This window comes from Cohaesibacter marisflavi, assembly GCF_900115225.1.
In the GTDB taxonomy this organism is placed as follows: domain Bacteria; phylum Pseudomonadota; class Alphaproteobacteria; order Rhizobiales; family Cohaesibacteraceae; genus Cohaesibacter; species Cohaesibacter marisflavi.
Window position 1 is genome coordinate 77,471 of sequence record NZ_FOVR01000004.1, and the last position, 25,830, is coordinate 103,300.

Below are 25,830 nucleotides of genomic sequence, written 5' to 3' on the forward strand. Positions count from 1 at the left end.
GGAGACGGCCTATGCCGCACCTGATTGCCTCAATAAAACATCTGGCGGCATTTGGTCTGCCTCTCTTGATGGGAGCCCCCTCCATGGCCCTCGCCCAGCCACCGAAGGCAGACATAATCATGCATCTAACGGGCAACCAGCTCTCGATTGAAGACGCAATTCGCGTGACTGAGGCTGGAGAATACAAGGTCCAGCTTGAAGTGCGCAAAACGGGCAAAAGCGGCACCGCCACAACCCGGCAAGGAAACCGCATCAAGGCCGAGGCAGATCGCGTGTATCAAACCAGCCAATTGCATTTTGTTCTGGGCGCCAAGGATCACATCGAGGCCAAGCTCAGTCTCTTTTCCGAAGATACTTTGTTGGTGACAAAAACCCGTAGCTACACCTTCGGCGCTCCTGCGCCGGATATGAATAAACAATTATGATCAATATCTTATACCGGTGACTTCAATGATCAGGTTATTTTCTGCATTTTTATCAGGTCTCTTTTGTCTGGGCTTTCTTGCCCCAGAAACCGCCCATGCCCAGTCCGCTGAAGCGGTGGCCAAAGCCTTCGCTGGCAATTGGATTACCTATGACAGGCATTTCGCAGAGCAGAAAAGCTGCGAGCTGGCCTTCTCTGCACAAAAATCCGGCGATCTTTATCCCATAACGAAAAAGGGTTGTAGCGGCGATCTGGCGGATATCGCTGGCTGGCGGATACAGAATAACCAGCTGGTGTTCATGTCCAGCGCCAATACGGCGATCGCATTGGTTGGAGGCAATCAGGAACGGTTGAGCGGAACAATCTTGCAGAACAATCTGCCAATCATCATCGAAAGGCTGGAAGTTGCTCGGAAGATCGAGAAAGCCCGCAAGTCGATCCAGTGTTCCTACATTGGTTACAGCCAGACATGCGCCTCTCCACGAGATTTCGCGCCCCCGGCAGCCAGCATCGGGTCGCCATCACCGGTGCAGATTCTGGTCAATCTCAACGCCAGAACAGAGCCACGCAACAACGCAACGATAAAGACTGTCTTGAAGCCCAATGCTTGTGTCAGCGCTGAAGTCTGCACGGTGGCGTCCGATGGCCTGTGGTGCAAAGTCAAAATCGAAAATGGCAACGCATGGATCAAGAAGCAAACGGTTCGCCAACAGCGCTGGCCTGTTATCACCTTCAAGAATGGTTGCTCGTAACCTCCTTCTGCCCCATCCACCCAGTTGGATGATATCAGCTCGCAGATCCGATCCCGCCACCAACGTTTCGTTGTGCGTGGCGGGATGTCTTAAACATGCGCCGGGCACCTTCCCGACTAGTAGGCCTGCGTTCGGCTTTTGATCTGGTACGGTTCCAAACTCTTGATAAACCGATCGATGAATTCCATCGTGATGACAGATCTGGGCGTGTGGGTTGGAAAGAGAATGCTGAGCCTGTGAGGCACCACGGGCTTGAACGGTTTGATGATCAGGCCGTCTTTTTCATATTCTAATGCATCGATGATGCTAACCACGCTAACGCCAACACCTCCGGCCACGATACGGCATGCTAAGCCGAATTGACGCGATTCTATGATCGGATTAAGCCGCGCTCCACTCGCCTCAAAGGCCGCATTCACCAAATTGAAATAATCACTGCCGCGTCTGGCATGAATAAAGGGCTCATTGTCCAGATCCTGCGGCGTAATATGCTCCTTGTCCTTGAGGCGATGCCCCTGCGGCAAAACGCATACACTGCGCATCATGATTGGGATGATCTCCAGCGCAGGATGCGGTTCATGATGGGAAGAGATACCCACATCATACTGGTGCGAGATAATCCAATCCAGAATGCGCTCCGGCCTATCCGGCTCAATGGCCATAGTCACGCCCGGGCGTTCCTTCATGAAATCGGCAACAACCCGCGGCAAATGGGTGGTCGCAAAGCCCGGCAGACACGTGATGCGCAAATGCCCGACTTGCAAATCATGAATTTCTTCAACCAGCTTCTCGATATTGCCAAGGCCGGCCAGCACCCTGTCTACTTCGCCCAATAGAAACCGCGCTTCCTGCGTTGGAACGAGCCGCCCGCCATCACGCATAAAAACCTCAAAGCCCACCCGCTGGGTGAGGCTCGATATCAGGCGCGAAACCGCTGGCTGCGAAATATCCAACAGCTTGGCCGCCGACGTCACATTCCCCGTGGTCGCCACCGCTCGAAAGGCTTCCAACTGTCTCAACTGTATCATATGCGTCTCGTTCTTTTCCGCGCCTTCAACCTGCCACGCTTTACCAAATACCAAATTTCATAACATGATGTTATGACATTTAAGAAAAAACTTCATTTGAATTATTCAACCGCTCGCCTCATTTTGCCCTTGTCCAAACGGGCCGGTCATCTCGCTCAACACAATGATGTTAGGAGCGCCTTTAAACGGCCGGGCGGCTTCCCTCCTCCATAAGAGAAGAAGAAGCCACTTCCTTGCAGAGGAAGCTGAGGACTTGGAGGAACGAATTCATATTGTCTTTGTTTTGAGCAAGGGAAAACTCAAATGAAACTGTCACGCAAAGCCCTTTTGGCTGCAACGATCATTGCAGGCCTGACCGCACCGGCAATGGCTGCAACGGAAATTCAATGGTGGCACGCCATGGGTGGTGTCAACGGTGAACTCGTCAACGAAATGGCCGAGAAATTCAACGCTTCTCAGTCCGATTATAAAGTCGTTCCTGTCTATAAGGGCGGTTATGCAGACACCATGACGGCCGCTATCGCAGCATTCCGCGCGAAAGAGCAGCCAGCCATCGTTCAGGTTTTTGAAGTTGGTACCGCCACCATGATGGCAGCCAAAGGCGCTATCTATCCGATCAGCCAGCTGATGAAAGACACTGGCGAGGAATTCGACCAGTCAGCCTACCTGCCAGCTGTTGTTTCCTACTATCAGAGCCCGGAAGGCGATCTGCTTTCCATGCCATTCAACAGCTCCACCCCTGTCATGTGGTACAACAAAGACGCGCTGGACAAAGCAGGCGCCAATGTGCCAACCACCTGGGATGAAGTGGAAGAAGCTGCCCAGAAGCTGGTCGATAGCGGCATGGACTGCGGCTATTCCTTCGGTTGGCAATCCTGGGTCATGATGGAGAACTACTCCGCATGGCACAACATGCCATCAGGCACCAAGGAAAACGGCTTTGCCGGTTTCGACACCGAATTCACCTTCAACAATGACGCTGTCATCAACCGTCTGCAGAAGATCGCTGACGATGGCAAAAAAGGCCTGTTCAAATATGGCGGCCGCACCGGTGAATCCCGTCCGCTCTTCGTCAATGGCGAATGTGGCCTCTGGATGAACTCCTCCGCTTACTATGGCGGCTTTGTAAAGGACATCAAATTCAACTTCGGCCAAACCATGTTGCCACTGGACACCGACGTTGCTGACAAGCCTCAGAACTCCATCATCGGTGGTGCAACCCTTTGGGTGCTGCAGGGCCATGAGAGTGAAGAATATAAAGGCGTTGCCAAATTCCTGAAATTCATCTCCACTCCGGAAATTCAGGCCAAATGGCATCAGACCACCGGCTATGTGCCAATCACCACGGCCGCTTACGAACTCTCCAAGGAGCAGGGTTACTACAAGGAAAACCCTGGCACCGACACGGCCATCAAACAGCTTAGCCTGAACACCCCGACCCCGAACTCCCGCGGCATTCGCTACGGCAACATGGTTCAGGTTCGTGACGTAGTCAACGAAGAGATGGAAGCTCTGTGGGCTGGCAAAAAAGACGCCAAGACCGCTATGGACGACGCTGTAAAACGCGGCAACGCTCTTCTGCGCAAGTTCGAACGCAGCGCCAAATAATTCATTGGCTTAAAGCGAACAATTTCCATGCCGCCCACCGGGCGGCATGGTTTTACGGCAAGCCCCCAAGGACCCCGATGACATGATCAAGCGTGTTCATTTTCCTTCTTCCCCCCTGCCATACCTTCTGGTAGCGCCCCAGATTGCCATTACGATCGTCTTTTTCATCTGGCCTGCCGGACAGGCGATGTATCAGTCATTCCTGATTGAAGACGCCTTTGGCTTTGGCCGTGAATTTGTCTGGTTCGAGAATTTTGAAATCCTATTTGAAGATCCGCTCTATGCTGATGTCTTCATCCGTACCATCTTCTTCTCGGTCATGGTTGCCGCGCTTTCCATGTTCCTCTCCCTGATTCTTGCCGGCTTTGCAGATCGGGTGGTCAAAGGCGCCACAATCTACAGAACACTGCTGATCTGGCCTTATGCCGTTGCTCCCGTTTTGGCCGGTGCTCTTTGGGTTTTCATGTTCAACCCGTCCGTCGGCATCATCGCCTATTGGCTGGATCTGATCGGGGTCGACTGGAACCATTTTCTCAATGGCGGCCAGGCCATGGCTCTGATTGTCTTTGCAGCCAGCTGGAAGCAGATTGCCTATAACTTCCTGTTCTATCTGGCAGCGATGCAAGCCATTCCGAAATCCATGATCGAGGCCGCAGCCATTGATGGCGCAGGCCCGGCCAAGCGCTTTTGGACTATCATTTTTCCGCTGGTCTCCCCGACCACATTTTTCCTGCTCGTCATCAACATCGTCTATGCCTTCTTTGACACATTCGGCATCATTCACGCCGTAACCGAAGGCGGCCCGGCAGGCTCCACCGTAACGCTCGTCTACAAGGTCTATAGCGATGGCTTTATCGGACTTGATCTGGGCGGCTCGGCAGCGCAGTCCGTGATCCTGATGGCCATGGTTATCGGCCTCACGGTCATCCAGTTCCGTTATGTCGAGAGAAGGGTTGATTACTAATGGTTGAGAACCGTCCCTTTTTCGATACGCTCACGCATATCATTCTGATCCTGGGCGTTATCCTTATCGCTTTCCCGATCTGGATAACCTTCGTTGCCGCGACACACGATCTGGCCCGCATGTCGCAGGCGCCTATCCCTATTTGGCCGGGCTCGCACTTTTTCGATAATCTCAAGCTGGCCCTTGAAGGCAAGGTCGTCTCTGGTGTCGACATGCTCCCCGTCTGGAAAATGATGTTCAACTCGCTCATCATGGCCCTGATGATCGCTATCGGCAAAATCATCATTTCCATCCTTTCGGCCTACGCCATCGTCTATTTCGACTTTCCATTCCGCATGGGCTTCTTCTGGATGATTTTCATCACGCTGATGCTCCCCGTCGAGGTGCGTATTTTGCCAACCTTCGAGGTGGTTGCATCTCTGGGCATGCTCAACAGTTATCTGGGCCTCACCGTGCCTCTCATCGCTTCAGCAACTGCGACCTTTATGTTCAGGCAAGTATTTCTGACCATTCCGGACGAAATGCTAGAGAGCGCCCGCATAGATGGGGCAGGCCCTGTGCGCTTCTTCTTTGACATGCTGTTGCCGCTCTCGCGCACCAACATTGCCGCCCTGTTCGTCATTCTCTTCATCTATGGCTGGAACCAATATATGTGGCCGCTTCTGATCACAACGGATTCCTCGCTCTCAACGGTCGTTGTCAGCATCAAGGAAATGCTCGACTCCGCCGAACGCACGCCGGAATGGAACACCATCATGATGACAGCACTGCTGGCCATGCTGCCCCCCATTCTGGTGATCGTCAGCATGCAGAAGCTCTTCGTCAAAGGCTTGACGGAAACGGATAAATAACGGGATCTACAGGTTAAATCATGTCCAATATTTCTCTTGATTATGTACGCAAATCCTACGGTCCCAGCGAAGTCATCCACGGGATCAGCGGCTCCATCCAACAGGGCGAATTCGTCGTCATCGTTGGCCCTTCTGGCTGTGGCAAATCCACCCTGCTGCGCATGATTGCGGGGCTAGAGAGCATTACCGGCGGCGAGATCCAGATTGGCAAACGCGTCGTCAACAAGCTCGAACCGGCACAACGCAATATCGCCATGGTTTTTCAGAACTATGCGCTCTATCCCCATATGAGCGTGTTCGACAACATGTCATACGGGCTGAAGATCAGGAAAGTGCCAAAAGAGGAAATTCGCCGTCGCGTGGAAGAGACCGCCGAGATTCTCGAGTTAACGCCATATCTCAAGCGCTCCCCCCGCCAGCTTTCCGGCGGTCAGCGCCAGCGCGTTGCCATGGGACGCGCCATCGTGCGCGAGCCGGATGTCTTCCTGTTTGACGAACCGCTTTCCAACCTCGATGCCAAATTGCGTGTCCAAATGCGGCTGGAGATCAAGAAACTGCAAGAGCGGCTCGGCATCACATCGGTCTATGTCACCCATGATCAGGTGGAAGCCATGACGCTGGGCCATCGGCTGATGGTACTCAATGCAGGGTCTGTTGAGCAGTTCGGCACACCGATTGATCTTTATGACAAACCGGCAACCCTGTTTGTAGCCACCTTCATCGGTTCACCGGCCATGAACATTCTCAACGGCACCGTTAGCGAGGACGCCTCCTCTATCATACTACCAGAGGGTGAAGTCATCCCGCTGGGCATGCGCCTCAACGCGCAGGCAGGAGCATCAGTCAACCTTGGCATGCGACCGGAACATATTCGTCTGGCCACCAACGGCAACGCCCTGTTCTCTTTTAAATCCGATGTCATCGAGGAACTGGGCGCCGACACGATCATTCATGCCGACTTTGGCAAAGCCACCAGCAGCATGGCCGTTCGGCTGGATGGCATCCACCGCGTGAGCAGCGGAACGCAATTCAGCTTTGCAATCGACCCGGAAAACCTGCATGTTTTCGATCCGGAAAGCGGAAAGCGCATCAACTAGATCAAGAGGAATTCAATGCCAAATACACAATCGCGCTTGCAAGTCCGCGTGATCGACATTCATGGTCATCGCGGAGCAAGGGGGCTTTTCCCCGAAAATACGCTTGAAGGCTATGCCTACGCCCTTTCCACGGGCATCCGGACGCTGGAGCTGGATATACAACTGACTGCCGACGACATTCTGGTGGCAACCCATGACTTCACGCTTTCGACCGCGCAGACCAGAAACAGCGAGGGCCAATGGCTAACCGGCACCGGACCGGAATCCATTACGCTGACGGCGGCAGAGCTGAAAAGCTATGACATCGGCGGCTTGAAGGCAGGCAGCCCCTATGGCGCAAAATTCCCCGATCAGGCTTTCCTTGACGGGGTAACAATCCCGACTCTTGAAGAGATAATGGTCTTTTGCAGCGATTATGAAACCAGCTCGGGCGCAGGCAGCATCACGCTCAACATCGAGGTCAAATCAGACCCGACCCGTCCGGGCCACACGGACAGAGCGGAAAAGACCGTCGACATCCTTCTGGCCCTCATCGAGAAGCACGCCTACGCCGACAAGGTGATCATCCAGTCCTTTGATTGGGCCATTCTCGATTTCGTACAAGACAAGGCTTCCCATTTAAAGCGCTCTTATCTGACCATCGCCGCCCACAATGGAGAGCATGCCACCATCTACAAGGGCTCCCCATGGCTTGGTAGAACCCAATGCCTTTCAGATGATGAAACGATCCCTGCGCTCATCAAGAAGGCAGGCGGCAACAATTGGTCGAGCCTATATAAGGATCTCGACGAGCAAGCCGTGTCCGAAGCCCGAGCCCTCGGCATCGGCCTTTATGTCTGGACGGTCAATGAGACAGAAGACATCGATAGGATGATCGATCTGGGCGTTGACGCCATTATCTCGGACTATCCGTCCAGAGTACAACGGCGCCTTATGGCCCACCAAATGCATTGGCTAGGCGATTGTTAGATCGCAAAGATCAGGAGCGCAGAGGGCTTTGGCCGACTTGCGCTTCCTGTCAAGCGCGGCATTGACGCCTATATTCACTCGGCGTCACGCCCACTTCCTTCTTGAACACCTTGGCAAAATAATTGATGTCGTTGAAGGACAAGTCCAGTGCGATATTCATGATCGGCAAATCGCTACCCTCAAGCATCTCTTTCGCGTGATGAATGCGCCGTTGCTTGACATAGGCAACGAAGGTATCCCCCATCGTTTTTTTAAACAGGCGCGAAAAATAGCACGGACTGACACTAGCGCAGTTGGCGGCATCCTCCAGCGTAATCTCCTTATTCAGATTGCGCTCGATATAATTCAACACATTCTGCATGCGCTCCGGTGACCGGCCGAAATGTTCTTCCGTCATCTGGAACAGGGCATCAACGATCTGACAGAATAGTCCATGTATTCTGTTACGACTGCGCGCGTCCAACCGTTCCTTTCGCAAATTGGCAATTTGCCCCAGAAGATCGTCCGGCATCTCGACCTTGCGCTTATCGGAAAGGGCCAGAAGTTCATCGGAAAAGTCCAGAATAGCCTGACGCGGGGCTTCGCCCTTGCGCGCATAAATAGCTTCAAGATGCTTGCGTACCAGTGAGAGACATTCCCTATAGGCGCGCTGTTCCAGCAGTGTCCAGATCTGATCGGCAATCTCGTTGTGCGTGCGACTTGCTCCCAAATCTCCCAGACACGCATTAACAACGCCGAGCAACTCATCTGTTTTTACTGGCTTTAGCAGAAAGCTATCCGCCTTGAGATGGATCGCTTTCTGCATGATTTCGAAATAGTCATAGGCAGTGAGAATAACGACCTTGGTCTTCATATTCTTCTGCCGCAGCGACTGGATGATTTCCAGACCATTTGGCTTGGGGATGTTGATGTCGACAAGAATGAGGTCAATCGCGTTATTGTTGATGAGGTCCATTGCCTCAACACCATTGCGCGCCTCACCAACTATATTGATGCCGTCAATCTTGTTGCTCAGAATTGTACGCAGCGCACGCCGCTCCAATTCCTCATCTTCCACGATAGCAACATCATACATGTTTCATTCTCCTCAACCGCCCCTCGGAAAACCGCGAGCCTATTTCATCTGGAACGCACACGGGTCGAACTCAAGCGGTAGCCTGATGCGCACAAGCGTTCCTTTTCCCTGCCGATAGGGGCTAACAATCTCAAGAGCATATTCTTCACCGAAGAAATGCTGCAAGCGACTACCGACATTGAAAATACCAATGCTCTTGCGGTTTCCGTGTTCGGATTCCCCTTTGAGGACAGATTGCTTGCGCTTCTGCGAGATACCTTCCCCATTATCCTCTATATCGACAATCAGATCCTGCACATCCGAATAGGCGTTGATCTTGATGAAGCCGCCACTCTCACGCGGCTCGACTGCATAGTTGATGCAGTTCTCGACAATTGGCTGCAGGATCATGAAGGGACAAAGCACTTCATTGAATTCCTCAGGCACGTCCAGAGACACGTCAAACCGGTCACCCAACCGCAGCTTCTGAAGATAGAGATAGTTCTTCACATGCTCCACTTCAGTCCCCAAAGGTGCAAACTGGTTCCCGCTCTTCTTCAGAATATAACGCATCATGTCAGCAAAGGCGTGAACGGTCTTTTCCGTCTCGCCCGCATCTTCAATGAGTGCCAATCGTGAAATCGTATTGAGGACATTGAACAGGAAATGCGGATTGACCTGATAGGACAAGGCCTGCAGCTCCGCCTCGCGCAATGAACGCTCCAGCTCGGCCCGCTTCTTGGATTCCTCCATCAACCGCATATTCTTGACATAAAGCTCCTGAGAAACCGTATTGGAGTAGCTTTCTTCTGCCAGATGCGACGCGATGTTGAGCAACGAATAGGCCGCACTCTTCAGCCGGTCATAGGGCAACTGCCAAGCGCCTTCATGCAGCTCGACCAATTGCTTGTCCACGTCCCAGGAATCCCCGGACGCAAACAAGTTGGACATGTCTTCCAGATCCGCACCCTCATGCAGATCGGTCAGGTGCACCTGACCACCGACAACGGCACCAAGATACTGATCTTTCATGATGATAGGCGCGGCAAAATCCACCAGCCCACAATGACATTTATAGATAGATGGCTCGCCGGTTGAAAGCGCAATACGCCCCCCGACGGCATCACAGTGAAAACACCGTTCGCGCAATTTGTCCATTTTGCGAACTGTATTGCAAAAAGGAGTAAAACCACTTGGCTGAGTAACGGGAACCCCGTCAGGATCGACAATAACAATAGCAACACCAACAGCTGCGCTAAAATCGTCCTGAACCTTCTGCAGTACCTCCACACTGATCAGATCAGACAATTTCTTGCGAGCTATATGCGCGCCTTTACCATTCTTCCCTGCAGGGTTTTCCTGTCTTCCTCCCCAGCCGATTATCTCCTCATTGGCAGAACCTTCGTAAGATTGCTGCACGTTCCATTCCCTCCCATGGAAACACACCTGTTTCCCTGCCAAAATGGCCATAGGCAGCAGTTTGCTTGTAAATTGGTCGACGCAAATTAAGCGTTTCGATCATCCCAGAAACCGTCAGTGGGAAGAGTTCCTTCACGGCATAGACCAATTTGTCCGGATCGACGACTGATGTGCCGAATGCATTCACATCAACCATCTCAGGCTCTGTCTGCCCAATAGCAAAAGCTAGAGAAACTTCGCATTTCTTTGCTAGGCCAGCAGCCACGATATTCTTCGCGATATAACGGGCATAATAGGCAGCTGACCTATCAACTTTCGTCGGATCTTTGCCAGAGAATGCACCGCCTCCGTGCCTGGCAATTCCGCCGTAAGTATCAACCATCAGCTTGCGTCCGGTCAACCCTGTATCCGCTTTTGGACCGCCTTCCACAAACCGTCCAGTGGGATTTATGTGCACGCGTGTATCTGATTGGATCCACTGCTGCAAATATGGACAAATCACTTGCTCCAACACCCCCCGAACCAACATTTTCTGATCCACTTCAGGGGCGTGCTGAGTCGATACGACAATGCTGCTGACATGTGTTGGCAAACCCTTTTCGTCATAAACGAAGGTCACTTGCGCTTTGCCATCCGGCCGCAGCCAATCCAGCACACCATTGTGGCGCGCATCGGCCAAAGCCTTGGTGAGCTTATGGGCAAAATGGATGGGCGCAGGCATGTAACTAGGCGTTTCATCTGTGGCAAAGCCGTAGAAAACGCCCTGATCCCCCGCCCCCAATTCACCGGCGCGAGAAACCCCTTGCGCGATATCGGGCGACTGCTCACGGAGATCGGTAATCAGAAAGCAATGATCCGCATCAAAACCAAGAGCCGGATCGGTATAGCCGATCTGGCGAATGGTTTCGCGCACGACGGGTTCGACATTCACGCGCTGTCGTGAAGTGATCTCGCCAGCCAGAAACACAGTGTCTCCGGCGGCAACGGTCTCGGCAGCAACACGGGCTTCTCTGTCGACCGTCAGATAGGCATCCAAAATGGCATCCGAAATCTGGTCACATACTTTGTCCGGATGCCCTTCGGTTACCGATTCCGCGCTGACGAGGCTTGTACGCATGGGTTTCTCCTGCCCTTCTTCTTCCCGCTAGTCCTGGCTCAACCACCGATCATGCAATTCAATCCAAGAGACTCGATGACCTTTTTGAGCGGAGGCAAGGCATCCTTGGGAAGATCGGGGGTATCGCCCATTGGGTAGGCCCTGTTAAGCAAACCATACTTATTTTCCCCATAGGAGTGATAGCCCAACAAATGGACTGTCTCCACACCGGGCAACATCTTGGCGAAGTTACCGATATCCGAAATTGCCTGTTCGGTGTCATTGACGCCGGGCACCACTGGAACACGAACGACAACCGACTTGCTGGTCATGGCAGTCCGGATGGCGTTTTCAAGGATGATGCGATTGTCAACGCCGGTGTTGGCCATGTGAACAGCCGGATCAATAGCCTTGATATCAAGCAGCGCATGATCAACATGAGGCATGACGTCAGCAATGATCTCGGGCGTTGTGAAGCCGGTGGTTTCCATTGCCGTATTCCAGCCCTGCTCATGGCAAGCTTTAAGCAGTTCACGGGCAAAATCACTCTGCATCAGCGGTTCGCCGCCGGAAAGCGTGATCCCGCCACCAGATCGGCGATAATGGGTCGCATCCTTGCGCACTTCCTGCAAAACCTGATTGACGGTCATCACTTTGCCCGAACGTGTCAGGGCATCGGTTGGGCACGCCTCGGCACAGGCGCCGCAACGAATGCATTTGTCGCGATCAACAAAGCCCGGATTGTCCTGAGACAATGCCGCGACCGGACAGACCGGAAGGCATTTGCCACAATGGATGCAGCTTGAATCCTTGTAAAAGAGCTCCGGCTTCGGATCCTGGGATTCAGGGTTGCTGCACCAACGACACCGCAACGGACATCCCTTGAGAAAGACAATTGTCCGTACGCCGGGACCATCATGAATTGAGTAGCGCTGGATGTCGAAGACGACACCTTCCTGATCGTAGTTAATTGGGGCCATTTTTCTTTCCCGCCTAGTCCTTTTATGCCTCGATCCCGGTCAGAAGCTGGTTTGTCCTGCAATCTCGATTGACTCCATCGCCGCCTTCACTGCGGAGGTTTCGCCCAGAATTGCCAGTGTCGTTACATGCTGAGGGCATGTGCCATAGATCTCGACGGTGAATACGTCGGCAGCCTTCAAGGCAAGATCGGAGAAGAAAAACAGATCCGTCACACTTGCCTGAATAAGACCGATGGACCCGACACTGTGTTCCTTGACCCATGTGCGGCCATGCGGAGGCATGCGTCGTTGGAGCATCAGCAGCACGTCCGGTTGCGGAGCATTGATGATCCTTGCATTCATTACGCGGTCCCTCCCTCAGATTTCATTCTGATTTTCGCCCTGTTGTTGGGAGCAACAGAGATTTGTTTGGGGTGGCCAGGCGCGAGCGCCTGACCCTTGGAGAGCAGCAAAGGGGATGCCGCTCTATCTCACATTCAGCGATTCAACCATCACGCATCTGCGTTTACGGGCAAAGGCTTTCGGGCCGGTCAGCCCTTCACCGGTCGGTCCGGCAATCGTGAAGGTGGTATAGCCTTCTCCGCCAACGCCGATGCCTGCATAGGATGGGCCATTCTTGACAAAAATGGTCGTCTGGATGAGCTTGGCCATCTTGGTCAGTTTGCGAACATTGGTCGAATGCATCATCGCCGTGTGACGGTTGCCATGTTCGACTTCAACAGCGAAATCGATGGCTTCATCAACATCTGGCACGCGCACCAGAGGCAGGATCGGCATCATCAGCTCTTCCTGAACGAAGACATGCTCCTTGGGCAAGTCGATCAAGATAACTTTGATATCGTCACCAACCTTGATGCCAACCTTGTCGAGCAGATAGACAGCGCTTTTGCCAACGCATGAGGTCTGCGGCCCGCCCTTTTCGTTGATCACCAGCGCTTCGAGCTTCTTGACCACAGCCGGGTCTTCCACCAGATAGGCACCACATTTGGTCATGCAGGAGATGAGATAGTCCGCAATCTGGTTGACTGCGACAATTTCCTTCTCGGCGATGCAAGGCAGATTGTTATCGAAGCTGCAACCATTGACGATATCAACGGCAGCCTTTTCGATATCTGCGGTTTCATCGACGACAACCGGCGGATTGCCTGCCCCTGCCCCGATGGCTTTTTTGCCAGTGGACATGACCGTTTTCACGATACCCGGTCCACCGGTAGCGACCAGCATGCGGATTTTGGGATGCTGCATCATGGCATTGGTGTTGTCGATGGAAGGCTCTTGTACCGTCGTGATCAGGTTGGCTGGAGCGCCAAGCGTTGCCAGCTTGCGGTTGATCAGCTTGATGGTCAAAAGGGAAACAACTCGCGCACGCGGATGCGGGCTATAGACCACCGAGTTGCCTGCAGCCAGCATGCCGATGGAATTGCAGATGATGGTCTCTGTCGGGTTGGTCGTCGGTGTGATGGACCCAATAACGCCATAGGCGGAATATTCCACCAGCGTCAAACCGCCATCGCCACTGCATGCTTCCGTCGTCAGGTCTTCGGTACCCGGAGTCTTTTCAGCGGCCAGTCGGTTCTTGATGATCTTGTGTTCATATTTGCCCATACCCGTCTGCTCGGCACCCATATGGGAAATCCGGTCCAGAGTTTCAGGCTCCAGGATCACATCGCGAATGCCATCGATGAAAGACTGACGCTCTTCCATGGAGCAAAAGAGATATTGCTTCTGGGCAAGCGCGGCAGCTTCGACCGCTTCGTCCATGGTAGCAAAGACACCATCACCCAATTCGGTTGCTTCCGCATCGGAAACAGCAATCGATACACACGAAGCGGCAGCCTTTGCAGTTGATGCCGGGGCTTTACCCATCGATTCCGAGAGCACCTTGGCAATCACGTCCGAGACCATGGCATCATCAGATGCAGAGCCCTTGTCCGCACGTTCCCAGCCACATTTGGTCGGGCTTGGAACATAGTCCGGCTTTGCCTTGGCGCCACCGGATTTGCTTTCACCAAGGATTTGGGACACGAGACTGGCCACTTGATCCTCGGCAGGGGTGCTTTTTGCCACCGTTTTATTATTGACCGGAGCGGGAACCACTGGTGCGGCGCTAGCTCCGCCAAAGCTGCTGAGGACTCTCGTCACAGCTTCGGAGATCTGTTGATCGTTCACGGTTTCATCCTTCCTCAGAGACAGGCTCTGGTTTATTCGAAAAAAGGTCTAGAGCGCGTTCGGCAATCTGTACATCCTGATAGGCAGTGCCTCCACTCACTCCAATGGCGCCGATAACCGCACCATCGCGACAGCATGGAATGCCGCCGCCGAAAATCACGACGCGCCCGCCAATATTGGCCTGCACGCCAAAAAGCATTTCACCGGGCTGGGCCAGCTTGCCCAATTCCTCAGTCGTCATGCGAAAGGTCGCTGCTGTGTGCGCCTTGTCTGTCGCCAGTTGGGCGCTCACCGGCAGCGTGTTCTCCATCCGGTGAAACAGGATCTGCTGTCCATGTGGATCGGCAATCGAAACAGCAATTGGCACACCAATCTCCAAAGCCTTCTTCTGCGCAAGGTCCGCCAGCGTCTTGGCTTCCTTCAAGGTCAGGGTCTGGCTCAGGAGACCAGGGTTCAAGCGCGAGATCTCGCGATTGATCAGTTCCGAAATCTGCTCCCTGTTTTCTGCTGTCAGCATCGACCATGTCCTTACCAGTTATGCTTGGTTTCAACGGTATCCACGATGCCAACAATCGCAGCATCGGTAACTGAATTCTCCAGCGTTGCGGCTTTGCGCGCCGAGCTGTTCTGGGTAACGATCACAATCTCATCGTTACCAGCCCCAACCGTATCGACGGCGATTTCCGTCTCTCCAGTCGGCTCCTGCTTTTCGTTGAGCTTTGCCACAATCAGCAGCTTGGATCCGGACAGGGACATATCCTTGCTGGTGGAAACAACAGTTCCGATGACTTTAGCCAAATACATGGTCCTGACCTTTCAATGCCTGACGACGCAAATGTTGCGCGCCCTCAGTTCCTCAATAGCGAGTGGCGTGACCACTACCCCCTCAGCGATGTTAACTGTTGAGCCGCTCGCAAGCTTGGCGTCACGCCATCCGAACACGCGTTTGCTATCGGCGGTGATGAGTGCCGGAGCAGGAGGCGTTACGAGCTCGGCTTTTTGTTCTGGTATGAAAGCGCGAGGCCCCGAAGCGAACGGTGTCACGGCACCCGCAACAACCTTCGAAAGCTGGGGTGCGCGGCAAAGCCGGACCCCATAGTGATCCAAAGCTTCCAGATTGGCGATCATCATGGCCCGATAGGCATCATTGGCGACAAACGGCCGATCATCACGATCACGACAGGCCGGACAACAGGCGTCTTTTGCCGCCACAACCACTTTGCCGGTCTCCAGTGCCGTTGACATCAGCCTTGAAGGCGCATCATCACCGATGCCATGAGCTACCTTGGCGGCCAGTGCCATGCTCATGTTGGGAACGATGAGCATGGTTTTATCGTCCAGTAGTGAAGACATGCCGGTCATTGGAGATGCCGCATCAAGTACGGTCCATGCTGTTCTGGGTATCGCAAGTGTTTGACTAGGGAAGGTGGAGGGTATGGCTTCAAACACTTCGCGCGTGGCAGCGACATCAAGTGACCAACTGTCGCGATACAGCTTGTTCAGTTCCTGAACGGCATCTCCAATTCCGGCATCCGACATATCCAGCAAAACCAGCGCCTTGCGCTTCATCACTGAAAGTCGTTCAATAATCTTTTCTGAAATGATTTCTACGAGAACCGTTTGAATGATACGGGAGAGGTCTGGCATTATTGCACTCCCCCCGCCGGCCCGGTCTGGCTGGCATTCTGCTCATACATTGCAATACCCAAAGGTGTGACCAGAAGCGGCTCTGCCGGTTTGATCACCATTTTGCCAGTCTGTTGCGCGAAGGCTTTTTCAAAGCCGGAAAATGTGCAGGCACCGCCAACCACATAGATGTCGTCAACATCTTTGCCATCCAGAAATCTGGAAACGATGCTGGCCATCTTGTCGACCACAGGTCGCACCACGGGAAACACATCCCGATCGTTCGCAACATCAAGCTTGTGCTCTTCAGCCTCATCGAAGCTCATGCCATAGGCACCAGCAAGCACAAGGGTCATGTGCGTTCCGCCGGTTGCTTCATCGAAGGAGCCCAGCACCTTGCCATTTTTCAGAATGCTGATGCCTGTGGTGCCGCCGCCCACGTCAACGACGGCACCATCGCTCACCATCAATACGCGCGATGCAGCTGTCGGTTCATCGACAATCTCAACAAGTTCCATATCGGCCGCTTCCACCACATTGCCAATGGCCTTGGCATTACCGGCATGAATGCCGGGAGGAATGGCCGTTGCGGCCCGAACAAGCTGTTGGCCAAGGCGATCCTCAATGATCGCCTTGAGAGAACGAACAGCCTGAACAGCCCCCACATAATCAACCACAATGCCATCACGCACGACTGTCGAACGATAGCTTGCTCCGGCAACAGGCCGGTTCTGCGCATCGACGACCGATAGCACGATATTGGCCGTACCAAGGTCGACGCCGACCTTCAACGGGCCTTCAGCCCATTCAGATTTCGGCAAGATCGCCTCCTCTCTGATCAGGTCTGCAAAGTCGTGCAAGATATCATCGGAACTGCGCATGGTGACTTTTCTTCAGTTGGCTTGTGACTTTTGACTTTTGGGTTCCGTAGGAATTTGCAAAATCAGGATTTGCAAATCCGCACCTGATCGTTGTTTTTGAGGCCAAGCGCGTTGGCTTCTTCAACATCGATATGAATTTCCAGAGCGGAGGCTTCGGATACGCGCACGGCAACATTCTTGAGAATGCCCCCACGCGGCCCCTGCGCTTCCACGCTCACAATCTCGCCATTGCAGACACCGGCCTTTTTTGCGTCGTCGGGATGCATATGGATGTGGCGTTGCGCCACAATGACGCCCTGCTCCAGCTTGACCGTTCCGAGCGGGCCAACAATTTCCAAGCCGGCGCTCTCATCCAGATCACCGGACATGCGCATCGGGGCCTTGATGCCCAACGCAAAGCCGTCTGATACGGAAATCTCGATCTGTGTTTCTTTGCGAAATGGCCCGAGAACCCGAACGCGCCGTAGCTCGCCTTTGGGGCCTTTCAGAGTAACTGTTTCTTCAGCCGCATATTGTCCTGGCTGTTTCATGGCCTTCATGCGGGTTAGATTTTGCCCCGGACCAAACAGCATTTCCATGTCTTCTCTGGACAGGTGAATATGGCGGTTCGACACGCCAACCGGTACCAAGGCAGGATCGCTCTTTGACGCCGCGCTGCTTGTTGCCTTTGCCAGAATATCGGCGACAACCTTATCGATCATTTGCTCAGTCAGTTGCATGGCTCTTTCTTTGCTCTCTCTTTGTCATCCCGCAGCTCAAGAGAACCGCGGGATGAAAATCTTTCATGGTCGGAAGACAAACCACTCAGGCGCGTCTGCGTCTGCCACGGCCTGTCTTGCGTGTCGTAGCCGGTTTGGCGGTAGATGATGCGGGCTTTGCAGCCTCGATTGGCTTGACGTCAGCAACCGGCTTAAGATCCAGCTCTTCCGTTTTTGCCTCTTGCGGAACTGCTTGTTCCGCTTTCTCCGCCTCTACCTTGCTCTTAGCACTTGCGCTTTCAGCAGCCTCGGCCTTGCCTTCGGTCTGCTCAGGGGCCAGAGCATCCGCTCCAGCGTCCTCGCCAGTGGCTTCAGTGCCCTTGTCCGAGCCACCTTCACCGGAATCGTCAGGACCGGATTTCGGCCCTTCCCCCCCACCTGTCGGCGGAGTCGGTTCAGGAGGCTCAGGTGGCTTTGGGAGGTCGGCACCAACCGTTTCTTCGGAGATGACCATGCACTCCATGCCATCAGCAGGTCTTGCAATCACTTTCGTGGACACGACCGTGTTGATTTTGGCAGCAGCGGCGGTTGCCGCTGCTACGGCAGCATTGACTGCACCGACTTCGCCATAGAGCTTGACAACCGTCATGCCACCTCCCTTGGCCAATTCGTAGCCGACAAGCTCGACATTTGCAGATTTCACGGCAGCGTCTGCCGCTTCAATGGCAGCAGTCAGGCCCGTCGTTTCAATCAAACCGAGGCTTTTCTGCGACATGACGATCCTCCTTTCCTACGATCAAATGTAAGGGGTTGTGCTGGAAGGAAGATCCTCATCAGGTTCCATGGCTTTGAGAACCTGCTTGCCCACTTCACGAGCCGCAACGATAGCCTGACGCACAGCGCCAGAGTCACCGCTGAAGGTGAAAATGACTTCGTTCGAGAAGCTGGTTCCACCATTGCCTGGTGAAGAATAGCCAACCGCATCCACAGTTGCCGCTTTGGCAGCCGTATCAGCCAGCAGAACACCAATGGCAGCCGGGCCACCGACGGTGATACCGAAGGACTGGCCAAGCGGTGCACCAAAAGCTTTGTTCAGGGCTGTGCTTGCACGTGCGGTATACTGGAATTCCAGATGACCGGCAGAGTTGCCATAAACATCACCAAAGGTGCGTTCTACTTCACTCAGAGCCACTTCAACGGCACGACGGGCATCGGAAACATCCTCAGCACCAAACAGGATCAAAGAACCATGACCAGCTCCGCCTTCAGTATCGCGAGGCAGCTCGATCAAGATGATTTCACTGTTGGTTGCCTTGACGGCTTCGTCAGCGGCAAAGATGTGCGGGCCAGCACCGGTACGGGCACCAAGAATACCGATTGAGCGGTATTTCTTGTCGATCTTCATCTGCTCATGCAGGGAAGAGTCAACATTGGCGATAACAAGACCAATGGTGTGGCCAATTGCGGTTCCGACAAATTCGGTCAGACCGCAAGCTGCCGGCAGCTTGGCTGCGCAGCTTTTCGCTTCAGGGGCTGCAGGTTGTGCGGGAGCGGAAGCAGCTTCCGAGTCCATTTTGCGCATAACCTCGCCCATGATCTGTTCGACAAGATCGTTATTCATTGTCGATACTCCTTCTGATCAGGGGTTATTCCGCGCTTTTCGGCAGGATTTTTTCAACTTCGGTATGTGGGCGTGGGATGACATGGACGGAAACCACGGTGCCAACTTTCTCGGCAGCCACTGCGCCTGCGTCGGTAGCAGCTTTAACTGCGCCAACATCACCACGAACCATAACGGTCACGAAACCGGAACCGATTTTTTCATAGCCGATCAGGCCAACATTTGCGGATTTGACCATCGCATCAGCGGCTTCGATTGCGCCTACGAGGCCTTTGGTTTCAACCATACCCAATGCTTCTTGTTGCATTTTTCTCTCCAGTTTTCTTGATGTTCAGAATGTGCCCTTTAGAGGCGTCAAGTTTTTAAGTAGTTTGATCGGTGTCCTCCCTCATCTCCTATCCACCAAGGCGCCGCAGCAACCGCACCAGATCCTGAGCAACCGGCTTTCTGGGATTGGTAGCCGTGCAGGCATCCGCGAAAGTCGCTTTCACAAGGGTTTGTTCGCTGTGGGCATATGCGTTCATGTCGATCCCCTGCCCCCGAAGCGTTGCGGGAATATTGAACTGAGCATTCAGGCGTTCAATCGCGTGAATGAGAGCCCAGACACCCATCTTAATGCTTGGGAAACGCAGGCCCAGGCTGGTCGCAGCTCTGGCATAGACGTCCGCCGTCTTTTCGCAGAAGGCAGCGCCTTCGCTAAGGCCAGCGTTATATTCAATGACCAGAGGCAGAAGCATGGCATTGAGACGACCGTGGGCGACATGAAACTGTCCGCCGATGGCATGAGCCAGTCCGTGGTTCAGGCCGAGGCCTGCCGAATTGAACGCCATGCCCGCCATGCAGGAAGCCTGATGCATCTCTGCGCGGGCTTCCAGATCATCACCATTCTTGAATGCAGCCGGCAGACTTTCAAATGCCAACGACAAGGCCTTGGCAGCCAGTGCGTCGGAGCAATAGGAAGAGCGGGAAGATGCAAGAGCCTCGATGGCATGGGTTATGACGTCCATTCCGGTGTCCGCGGTTACATTGGCAGGAGCCGTGCGGACAAATTCGGGATCAAGGATCGCAACATCCGGTATCAGTGAGTTGGATACCAATGGAAATTTACGATTGTTGGCCGGATCGGAAATCACGGCGTACGACGTTACCTCTGATCCGGTTCCCGATGTGGTGGGAATGGCTACAAATTGGATAGTGAGTTGGGGTTTGACTTCTCGAACGACAGCCAGAATGGCTTTCGCAGCATCAATGGCAGAACCGCCACCCAGAGCAACGATCGCATCCGGCTCGAAGTCGGCAAGAAGGCCAGCTCCCTTGGACACTGTTTCGATAGGCGGCTCTGGGATCGCTTCATCATAGACGAAACACTCTGATCCAGTGAGATGCGCCCGCACTCTGTCCAGAGCACCGGATTTTGCCATGAAGGCATCGGTGACGATCGCAACCTTCTGACCACGATAAGCGTTCAGTCGATCCAGCATCCCGGCTCCAAAAACAACTTCAGTTTTTGAAAAGAAGCTCTGATAACGAGACATAAAACAGAAATCCTTGACACTTTGAGCAATTGTGAGCTGCCGGAGAGAGAAACCTCAAAAGACCCCGACAGCCTGTCGCGCCATACTGACCTGCCAGAGCCAAAGGCCTTGGCAGGTCGGCCAATCTCCTAGAGATTTTGCTCGGTACGGCTGATGATGTCGTCCTGCACTTCCTTGGCGAGCACGACCCACTGGGCGCTATAACCAGCCACGCGGACCACAAGGTCTCTGTGCTTTTCAGGTTCACGCTGAGCTTCGAGCAAGACGTTTCTGTCCACCACGTTGAACTGGACATGCATGCCCTTGTGATCGAAGTAGGAGCGCACAACCGATGTGAAGTTCAGGATGCCATTGTCGCCAGCAAGGGCGGATGGCAGGAACTTCTGGTTATAGAGGGTACCGTTGGAGGCAATGAAGTGGTTGAGCTTGGCAACCGAGTTTGCCGCTGCGGTCGGACCGTTGGTGTCCTTACCCTGACGAGGTGACACACCGTCAGCAAGAGGTGCCTTGGCCAGACGTCCGTCAGGCAGCGCAGCAACATCTTTACCGAACAGCACGTTGGCAGACACAGGATAGATACCAGCCTGGAACTGACCGCCGCGCGGGTTGGTGTATTTTTCGACTTCTTTACAGTAGATCTCAGCGCACTTGCGGGCGATCAGATCGACTTCATCAATGTCGTTACCGAAGCATTCGGCGCTATCGAGCATGCGATGAATGTCGGCATATTTGCCGCTAGGCGCCGAGCTGGAAGAACCAAGGGTCTGATAGACCTGATCTTTCAGAGCAGAGACATCCATGGAATTGTTGTTGGCAAGAACCTTGCGAACAGCGGCATAGACCTGATCTTCAGACAGTTCAGCAGCTGCAGGAGCAGCACCGCCAACCGGCTGACCGAAGTTGTTGACCAGAGCTTCCTTGAGTTCTGCCGGGCTGATTTTCTTTTCGTCAAAGACGAATTTCTTCATTGCGTAGACAGAGTCACCGGTGTCAGCAACACCAAAGGCCTGCGGACCGGTGAAGTTGTACAAGGCACCGCCTTCCTGCACGGACATGCCGCGACCAAGGCAATCATCAACCATTGCAGACTGGAACGGCAGCGGAGCCATTTCGGCGTGCGCAATGTCAACGCAGTTGTCAGCTTCAACCAGATGGTAGACGAAGTAGGCCATCTGTTTTTCAAAAGCATCGTAGAAGTCATCAAGGCACTTCCACTGCGATACATCCGGCGTAACCGGGCCAAGCTGCTTGTTGCCGATGGTGCCTGGCGTTTCGCCAACTTTACCACCGTGCAGGGTGATTTCGAGGATCTTGGCAACGTTGAAGAATGCAGCGTCGTGCCAGCCTTCTGCCTTATGGATTGGCTGCGGTTCAACGCAACCGACAATGCCGTAATCGCGGGCATCGGCGAGAGAAACACCACGGTTCTGAAGAGCCGGAATGATCACTTCGTCGTTATACATGGCAGGAACACCAAGACCCAGACGAACAACTTCCGTAGCGCGGAAGAGGAATGCATCAGGCGTGCCCTGCCAAACACGAATGGAGAAGGAAGGAGCTGGCAAACGAACGTGAGAAACAGCTTCCATGCACATGTAGGAAACATCGTTTGTCGCATCCAGCCCGTCAGCCGTCTGACCACCAACGCACAGATTCTGGAACACGGCGTAACCGGCAAAGGCCTGAGCAGACACTTCGTCACGGGTTTTGTTGACGTCGTTGAGCTTGATCCAGATGCAATCGATCAGTTCCTGAGCGAAAGCACGGTCAATGGATGCATCAGCCTGCAGATAGTCGTTCATATACTGGTCGAAGCGGCCCGGAGAAATGGAGTGCCCCGAGGATTCGATCTGCATCAGAGACTGGATGAACCAGAAGGTCTGACAAGCTTCCCAGAAGTTGGAAGCAGGATATTCAGGAACGCGTGCGCAGTTCTTAGCGATCTGCTCCAGCTCGGCCTTGCGGGTCGGGTTGCTTTCTGCCCTTGAGAGTTCCAGTGCCTTGTCAGCATACCGATGAGCGAAATTGATCGCTGCATTATAGGTGATGATGATGGCTTCGTAGAACTGGCGCTTCTTGATGTAGGATGGATCATTCTTGTCCATCGCATCCATGGCTTTGACGGCTTCTTCGATGATACCGCGGAAGCCAATTTTCATGATCTTGCCATAGTCCACGCAAACGTGACCGACACCACCATAGAAATAGTTACCAACGGTGAAGACGCCATTTGCGATGCAGTCCTTGGTCTCCGAAGACATCAGGGAGTCAGCATAGGAACTGGTGGTTTTGTTCGGCCAGTATTTGAAGGCTTCATGCAACTCGGCAGCTGTTTCTTTCGGAATTTCGAAAGGGTCAGCCATGCGGGTTGCCATGGTTTCGAACTCGGCTTCTACCCAATCATAGGAGAATTCCGGGCAGATTTCCGTAGAACGCGGATTTTTGGTGATGGCACCAACGATCAGTTCGTCGTCGCGAATGGTAACCGGCAGATTATTGAAAATCTTTTCGGCCACTTTTGCGCGGCGCATGATCGGGGAAAGATGTTCACTTTCCTTGTAGGCCTCGGTAGCCAGAACTGCACGCTCGGACTCAACAAAAGGCGTCGCGTTCAGAATCTGGTTTTTCAACCGCACAATACGTTCGGTTGGTTGAGAAAAGCCCTTCTCTATCATTACTTCCTCCAGGCTGCAGGATACGACCTCGCTTGCACTCTCTGTCGCAAACGCCATCGCCTTTTCCTTAGTGCTATGTTTGAGAACCGATTAAACTGACAAAGTTGCGCAGCAAGGCGGGGTGGCCGGGCCAGGCTGGCGAGGTCACGAGATTTCCGTCCACTACGGATTCATCCGGTTCAACTTTGATAAATTCTCCGCCCGCCATGACGACTTCCGGCGCAACCGCCGGATAGGCCGTCAGCTTGCGCCCGCGAACAACATTGGCTGCGGTTAAAATCTGAATGCCGTGGCAAATCGCGGCCAGCGGCGCATTGCGCTCCATGAAACCGCGACAAATGGAAAGGACATCGTCATCCAATCGCAGATATTCGCACGCCCTTCCCCCGGCCAGATAAAGCCCGTCGTAGCAATCTGGCTCAATCGCCGAGAAAGAAGCGGTAAGGCAAAACAGATGTCCCGGCTTCTCCGAGTAGGTCTGATCACCCTCAAAATCATGAATTGCAGTACGAATGAAGTCACCCTTGCGCTTGTTCGGGCAGACGACATCGACCGTAAAACCAAGCATTAACAACGCCTGGTAGGGAACCATGACTTCATAATCTTCCGAATAGTCACCAGCTATAATGAGTATACTTGTCATTACAGGCCGCCCCTCCAAACAAAACCAATGCCTCCCACCGATCCACGACCGGCTTGTGCCGAAACATTAGTCCTGTGCCCAAACTTCTATCAATGGAGAGGCTTGTCATTGAGGGGTAAAGAATTGACATTGTGTGACAGGCTTTTGACACACCAAATTATCACAGTTAATTCAGTCATTTAGGAAATGACGTAAGACAAAAGCCAAAGAGATAAGGAAAAGACAAAGGTAAATTTTTAACCCGAAATCGCTCAAGAACGACCATCAAATGGAACAATTAGCAAAAATTTTGACCCAAACTGCATAGCGCAAGAGCAAGCGGCTCCATACCGAGAAACTCAGAAAAATTCCAATTAAGATACTGAAATATATGTTATATTAAACATACATATAACTATAACAATTAAAAACAACAAATGCTGTAGCACAGCCCTATGCGCCTTCAAAAAGCAAAGACAAAAAATTCCCTACTTTTGTAAAAATAATCGAATTGACCAAATCCCATCATTATAAATATGCATTTAAAAGTATTTGCAAATTACAGATAGCAAATCCCAAGTATTTAAAGATGAATTCAATTGTCATTAATGAAATTCATCTCAATAGTTAAATATGCCAGTGCGTGTTCGATCTTTTGAGTATTCGCAAGATTACGGAGGTCGAGAGGCCTTCTTCTTTCAACGAGGAGGTGAAAGCGGACATACGCGGCTCGATGATGACCCTTGGTCGGCATCAACTACGGGAAGCTTTAGGGAGTAAAATATGACGGCTACAATAATCAGTCTTCTTGTCGCGTTTGGCGGTGGGATCTTTGGCGCAGCATTAGGTGCGCTTTCAGCCTTTGCATTTGTCGGTTTTCTAACTTTGATCGGGGTTGCCCTGACATTGGGCATTGCCCCTGACGCAACCAGCGTAGCTCAGGGCGCTGCCAGTTATTTCGGCGGCTTGCCATTTGGGGCTTTCGGCCCGCATGTGGGCGGCTTTGCCTCTGGTGTTGCAGCCGCAGCCTATGCTGCCAACAAAGGATACATCGACAACGGACGTGACATCATTACCGCGGGCATGGGGCTGAACAAACCAGACGTCCTACTTGTTGGCGGTATCTTCGGCGTCTTTGGCTATGCACTTTGCTGCCTTGTACAGCTTATTCCAAACTTCGGCCCGGGGCTTGCCTGGACGGACTATCCGGGCATATGTGTGTTTGTTTCAGCTGTCGTTGCGCGCCTCATCTGGGGCAAAGCCGGCCTGTTTGGCAAAGCTGAAGAAGGACGTTCTTTCTTCGATCCAAGCGATGCCATCAAATGGTTGCCCTTCCAGAGCACCAAGGGGCAGATTGCCCTTATCGGCGCAGGCGTTGGTCTTCTGGGTGGTTGGCTCGGCATCACTTATGGCGGCACCGGCGCCCTGTTGGCTTTCGGCTTTGCAGCAGCCAGCCTGATCCTGCTTTCGCTCGGCCTTGCTGTGCCTGTAACCCACCACATTGCGCTTCCTGCAGCCATTGCGGGCGTTGCATCTGGCAGCATGCTCTGGGCTTTGATCGTAGGCATCATTTGTGCCTTTCTGGGTGAATTGTGCGCCCGCCTGTTCCTGGTTCATGGCGACACACATATCGATCCTCCGGCTACAGCCATTGCAATCATGACCTTTGTCCTGAACGGACTGACCGCCCTTGGCTTCTGGGCAGCAATCCCTCTGCCACTTTGATCATGGATGACTGAAGCACAATCTGCTGATTTCGGC

26 protein-coding genes are annotated in these 25,830 nt (G+C 53.2%); 8 read left to right on the forward strand and 18 right to left on the reverse strand.

The genetic code is table 11. The annotated features are described in order from the left end of the window. Positions 1 to 11: 11 nt before the first annotated feature. Positions 12 to 425 (forward strand): curli-like amyloid fiber formation chaperone CsgH, encoded by a 414-nt coding sequence (csgH, locus tag BM258_RS09345; RefSeq protein WP_090071487.1) that lies wholly within the window; start codon positions 12 to 14, stop codon positions 423 to 425. Between the two features lie 25 nt (positions 426 to 450). Further along, positions 451 to 1,176 carry an AprI/Inh family metalloprotease inhibitor gene (locus BM258_RS09350; protein ID WP_090071490.1) on the forward strand — a complete coding sequence of 242 codons (726 nt, stop codon included), beginning with the start codon at positions 451 to 453 and terminating at the stop codon, positions 1,174 to 1,176. A gap of 116 nt (positions 1,177 to 1,292) precedes the next feature. On the opposite strand, the gene BM258_RS09355 is transcribed toward BM258_RS09350, so the two are convergent. After that, positions 1,293 to 2,204, reverse strand: coding sequence for a LysR substrate-binding domain-containing protein (locus BM258_RS09355; RefSeq protein ID WP_090071492.1), 912 nt, complete (start codon positions 2,202 to 2,204; stop codon positions 1,293 to 1,295). Positions 2,205 to 2,507: 303 nt separating this feature from the next. Here BM258_RS09355 and ugpB point away from each other — a divergent pair, with 303 nt between their 5' ends. From ugpB to BM258_RS09380, 5 genes are all read left to right on the forward strand, one after another. Beyond that, positions 2,508 to 3,812 carry a sn-glycerol-3-phosphate ABC transporter substrate-binding protein UgpB gene (ugpB, locus tag BM258_RS09360; protein WP_090071494.1) on the forward strand — a complete coding sequence of 435 codons (1,305 nt, stop codon included), beginning with the start codon at positions 2,508 to 2,510 and terminating at the stop codon, positions 3,810 to 3,812. Between the two features lie 82 nt (positions 3,813 to 3,894). Beyond that, positions 3,895 to 4,776 carry a sn-glycerol-3-phosphate ABC transporter permease UgpA gene (ugpA, locus tag BM258_RS09365; protein ID WP_090072155.1) on the forward strand — a complete coding sequence of 294 codons (882 nt, stop codon included), beginning with the start codon at positions 3,895 to 3,897 and terminating at the stop codon, positions 4,774 to 4,776. Next, positions 4,776 to 5,627, forward strand: coding sequence for a sn-glycerol-3-phosphate ABC transporter permease UgpE (ugpE, locus tag BM258_RS09370; protein WP_090071496.1), 852 nt, complete (start codon positions 4,776 to 4,778; stop codon positions 5,625 to 5,627). Before ugpA ends, ugpE begins: the two co-directional genes overlap by 1 nt. A gap of 20 nt (positions 5,628 to 5,647) precedes the next feature. Continuing rightward, entirely contained in the window at positions 5,648 to 6,724 is a 1,077-nt protein-coding gene (locus BM258_RS09375) for a sn-glycerol-3-phosphate import ATP-binding protein UgpC (protein WP_090071499.1), read from the forward strand. 15 nt (positions 6,725 to 6,739) lie between these two features. Then, entirely contained in the window at positions 6,740 to 7,693 is a 954-nt protein-coding gene (locus BM258_RS09380) for a glycerophosphodiester phosphodiesterase family protein (protein WP_090071501.1), read from the forward strand. Positions 7,694 to 7,742: 49 nt separating this feature from the next. Here the strand turns inward: BM258_RS09380 and BM258_RS09385 are convergent, their stop codons facing one another. The 17 genes from BM258_RS09385 to BM258_RS09465 form a co-directional block, all read right to left on the reverse strand. Beyond that, positions 7,743 to 8,768, reverse strand: a complete 1,026-nt coding sequence (locus BM258_RS09385; RefSeq protein ID WP_090071503.1) for a response regulator transcription factor — start codon at positions 8,766 to 8,768, stop codon at positions 7,743 to 7,745. A gap of 39 nt (positions 8,769 to 8,807) precedes the next feature. Continuing rightward, on the reverse strand, positions 8,808 to 10,166 hold the full coding sequence (locus BM258_RS09390; protein WP_244544656.1) for a sensor histidine kinase: 1,359 nt from the start codon (positions 10,164 to 10,166) through the stop codon (positions 8,808 to 8,810). Then, positions 10,135 to 11,283: a methionine adenosyltransferase gene (gene metK, locus BM258_RS09395; RefSeq protein ID WP_090071508.1), complete on the reverse strand. Its 1,149-nt coding sequence runs from the start codon at positions 11,281 to 11,283 to the stop codon at positions 10,135 to 10,137. Before metK ends, BM258_RS09390 begins: the two co-directional genes overlap by 32 nt. Before the next feature lie 38 nt (positions 11,284 to 11,321). After that, a complete protein-coding gene (locus BM258_RS09400; protein ID WP_090071510.1) occupies positions 11,322 to 12,242 on the reverse strand; it encodes a glycyl-radical enzyme activating protein in 921 nt (306 codons plus the stop codon). Between the two features lie 39 nt (positions 12,243 to 12,281). Beyond that, positions 12,282 to 12,584: a BMC domain-containing protein gene (locus BM258_RS09405; protein WP_090071512.1), complete on the reverse strand. Its 303-nt coding sequence runs from the start codon at positions 12,582 to 12,584 to the stop codon at positions 12,282 to 12,284. 123 nt (positions 12,585 to 12,707) lie between these two features. Beyond that, positions 12,708 to 14,411 (reverse strand): aldehyde dehydrogenase family protein, encoded by a 1,704-nt coding sequence (locus tag BM258_RS09410; protein ID WP_280141757.1) that lies wholly within the window; start codon positions 14,409 to 14,411, stop codon positions 12,708 to 12,710. Between the two features lie 4 nt (positions 14,412 to 14,415). Continuing rightward, complete coding sequence (locus tag BM258_RS09415; protein ID WP_090071514.1) at positions 14,416 to 14,928, reverse strand: GlcG/HbpS family heme-binding protein; 513 nt, start codon at positions 14,926 to 14,928, stop codon at positions 14,416 to 14,418. Between the two features lie 11 nt (positions 14,929 to 14,939). Beyond that, on the reverse strand, positions 14,940 to 15,215 hold the full coding sequence (locus tag BM258_RS09420; RefSeq protein WP_090071516.1) for a EutN/CcmL family microcompartment protein: 276 nt from the start codon (positions 15,213 to 15,215) through the stop codon (positions 14,940 to 14,942). A gap of 12 nt (positions 15,216 to 15,227) precedes the next feature. Beyond that, positions 15,228 to 16,058 (reverse strand): hypothetical protein, encoded by an 831-nt coding sequence (locus BM258_RS09425; protein WP_090071518.1) that lies wholly within the window; start codon positions 16,056 to 16,058, stop codon positions 15,228 to 15,230. After that, complete coding sequence (gene eutJ / locus BM258_RS09430; RefSeq protein WP_090071520.1) at positions 16,058 to 16,918, reverse strand: ethanolamine utilization protein EutJ; 861 nt, start codon at positions 16,916 to 16,918, stop codon at positions 16,058 to 16,060. The genes BM258_RS09425 and eutJ overlap by 1 nt, the downstream gene beginning before the upstream one ends. A gap of 62 nt (positions 16,919 to 16,980) precedes the next feature. Then, positions 16,981 to 17,637: a phosphate propanoyltransferase gene (gene pduL, locus BM258_RS09435; protein WP_090071522.1), complete on the reverse strand. Its 657-nt coding sequence runs from the start codon at positions 17,635 to 17,637 to the stop codon at positions 16,981 to 16,983. An 85-nt stretch (positions 17,638 to 17,722) separates the two neighbouring features. Next, positions 17,723 to 18,391 (reverse strand): BMC domain-containing protein, encoded by a 669-nt coding sequence (locus BM258_RS25175; protein ID WP_090071524.1) that lies wholly within the window; start codon positions 18,389 to 18,391, stop codon positions 17,723 to 17,725. Between the two features lie 21 nt (positions 18,392 to 18,412). Next, entirely contained in the window at positions 18,413 to 19,237 is an 825-nt protein-coding gene (pduB, locus tag BM258_RS09445; protein ID WP_090071526.1) for a propanediol utilization microcompartment protein PduB, read from the reverse strand. A gap of 25 nt (positions 19,238 to 19,262) precedes the next feature. Continuing rightward, a complete protein-coding gene (gene pduA / locus BM258_RS09450; protein ID WP_090071527.1) occupies positions 19,263 to 19,544 on the reverse strand; it encodes a propanediol utilization microcompartment protein PduA in 282 nt (93 codons plus the stop codon). Between the two features lie 88 nt (positions 19,545 to 19,632). Beyond that, on the reverse strand, positions 19,633 to 20,772 hold the full coding sequence (locus BM258_RS09455; RefSeq protein ID WP_090071529.1) for a 1-propanol dehydrogenase PduQ: 1,140 nt from the start codon (positions 20,770 to 20,772) through the stop codon (positions 19,633 to 19,635). A 128-nt stretch (positions 20,773 to 20,900) separates the two neighbouring features. Next, positions 20,901 to 23,504 (reverse strand): glycyl radical protein, encoded by a 2,604-nt coding sequence (locus BM258_RS09460; protein WP_280141758.1) that lies wholly within the window; start codon positions 23,502 to 23,504, stop codon positions 20,901 to 20,903. A gap of 16 nt (positions 23,505 to 23,520) precedes the next feature. After that, positions 23,521 to 24,090 (reverse strand): DJ-1/PfpI family protein, encoded by a 570-nt coding sequence (locus BM258_RS09465; protein WP_090071531.1) that lies wholly within the window; start codon positions 24,088 to 24,090, stop codon positions 23,521 to 23,523. A gap of 762 nt (positions 24,091 to 24,852) precedes the next feature. On the opposite strand from BM258_RS09465, the gene BM258_RS09470 reads away from it, so the two are divergent. Beyond that, on the forward strand, positions 24,853 to 25,794 hold the full coding sequence (locus BM258_RS09470) for a DUF7973 family transport facilitator (RefSeq protein ID WP_090071533.1): 942 nt from the start codon (positions 24,853 to 24,855) through the stop codon (positions 25,792 to 25,794). The last annotated feature ends 36 nt before the right edge of the window (positions 25,795 to 25,830 follow it).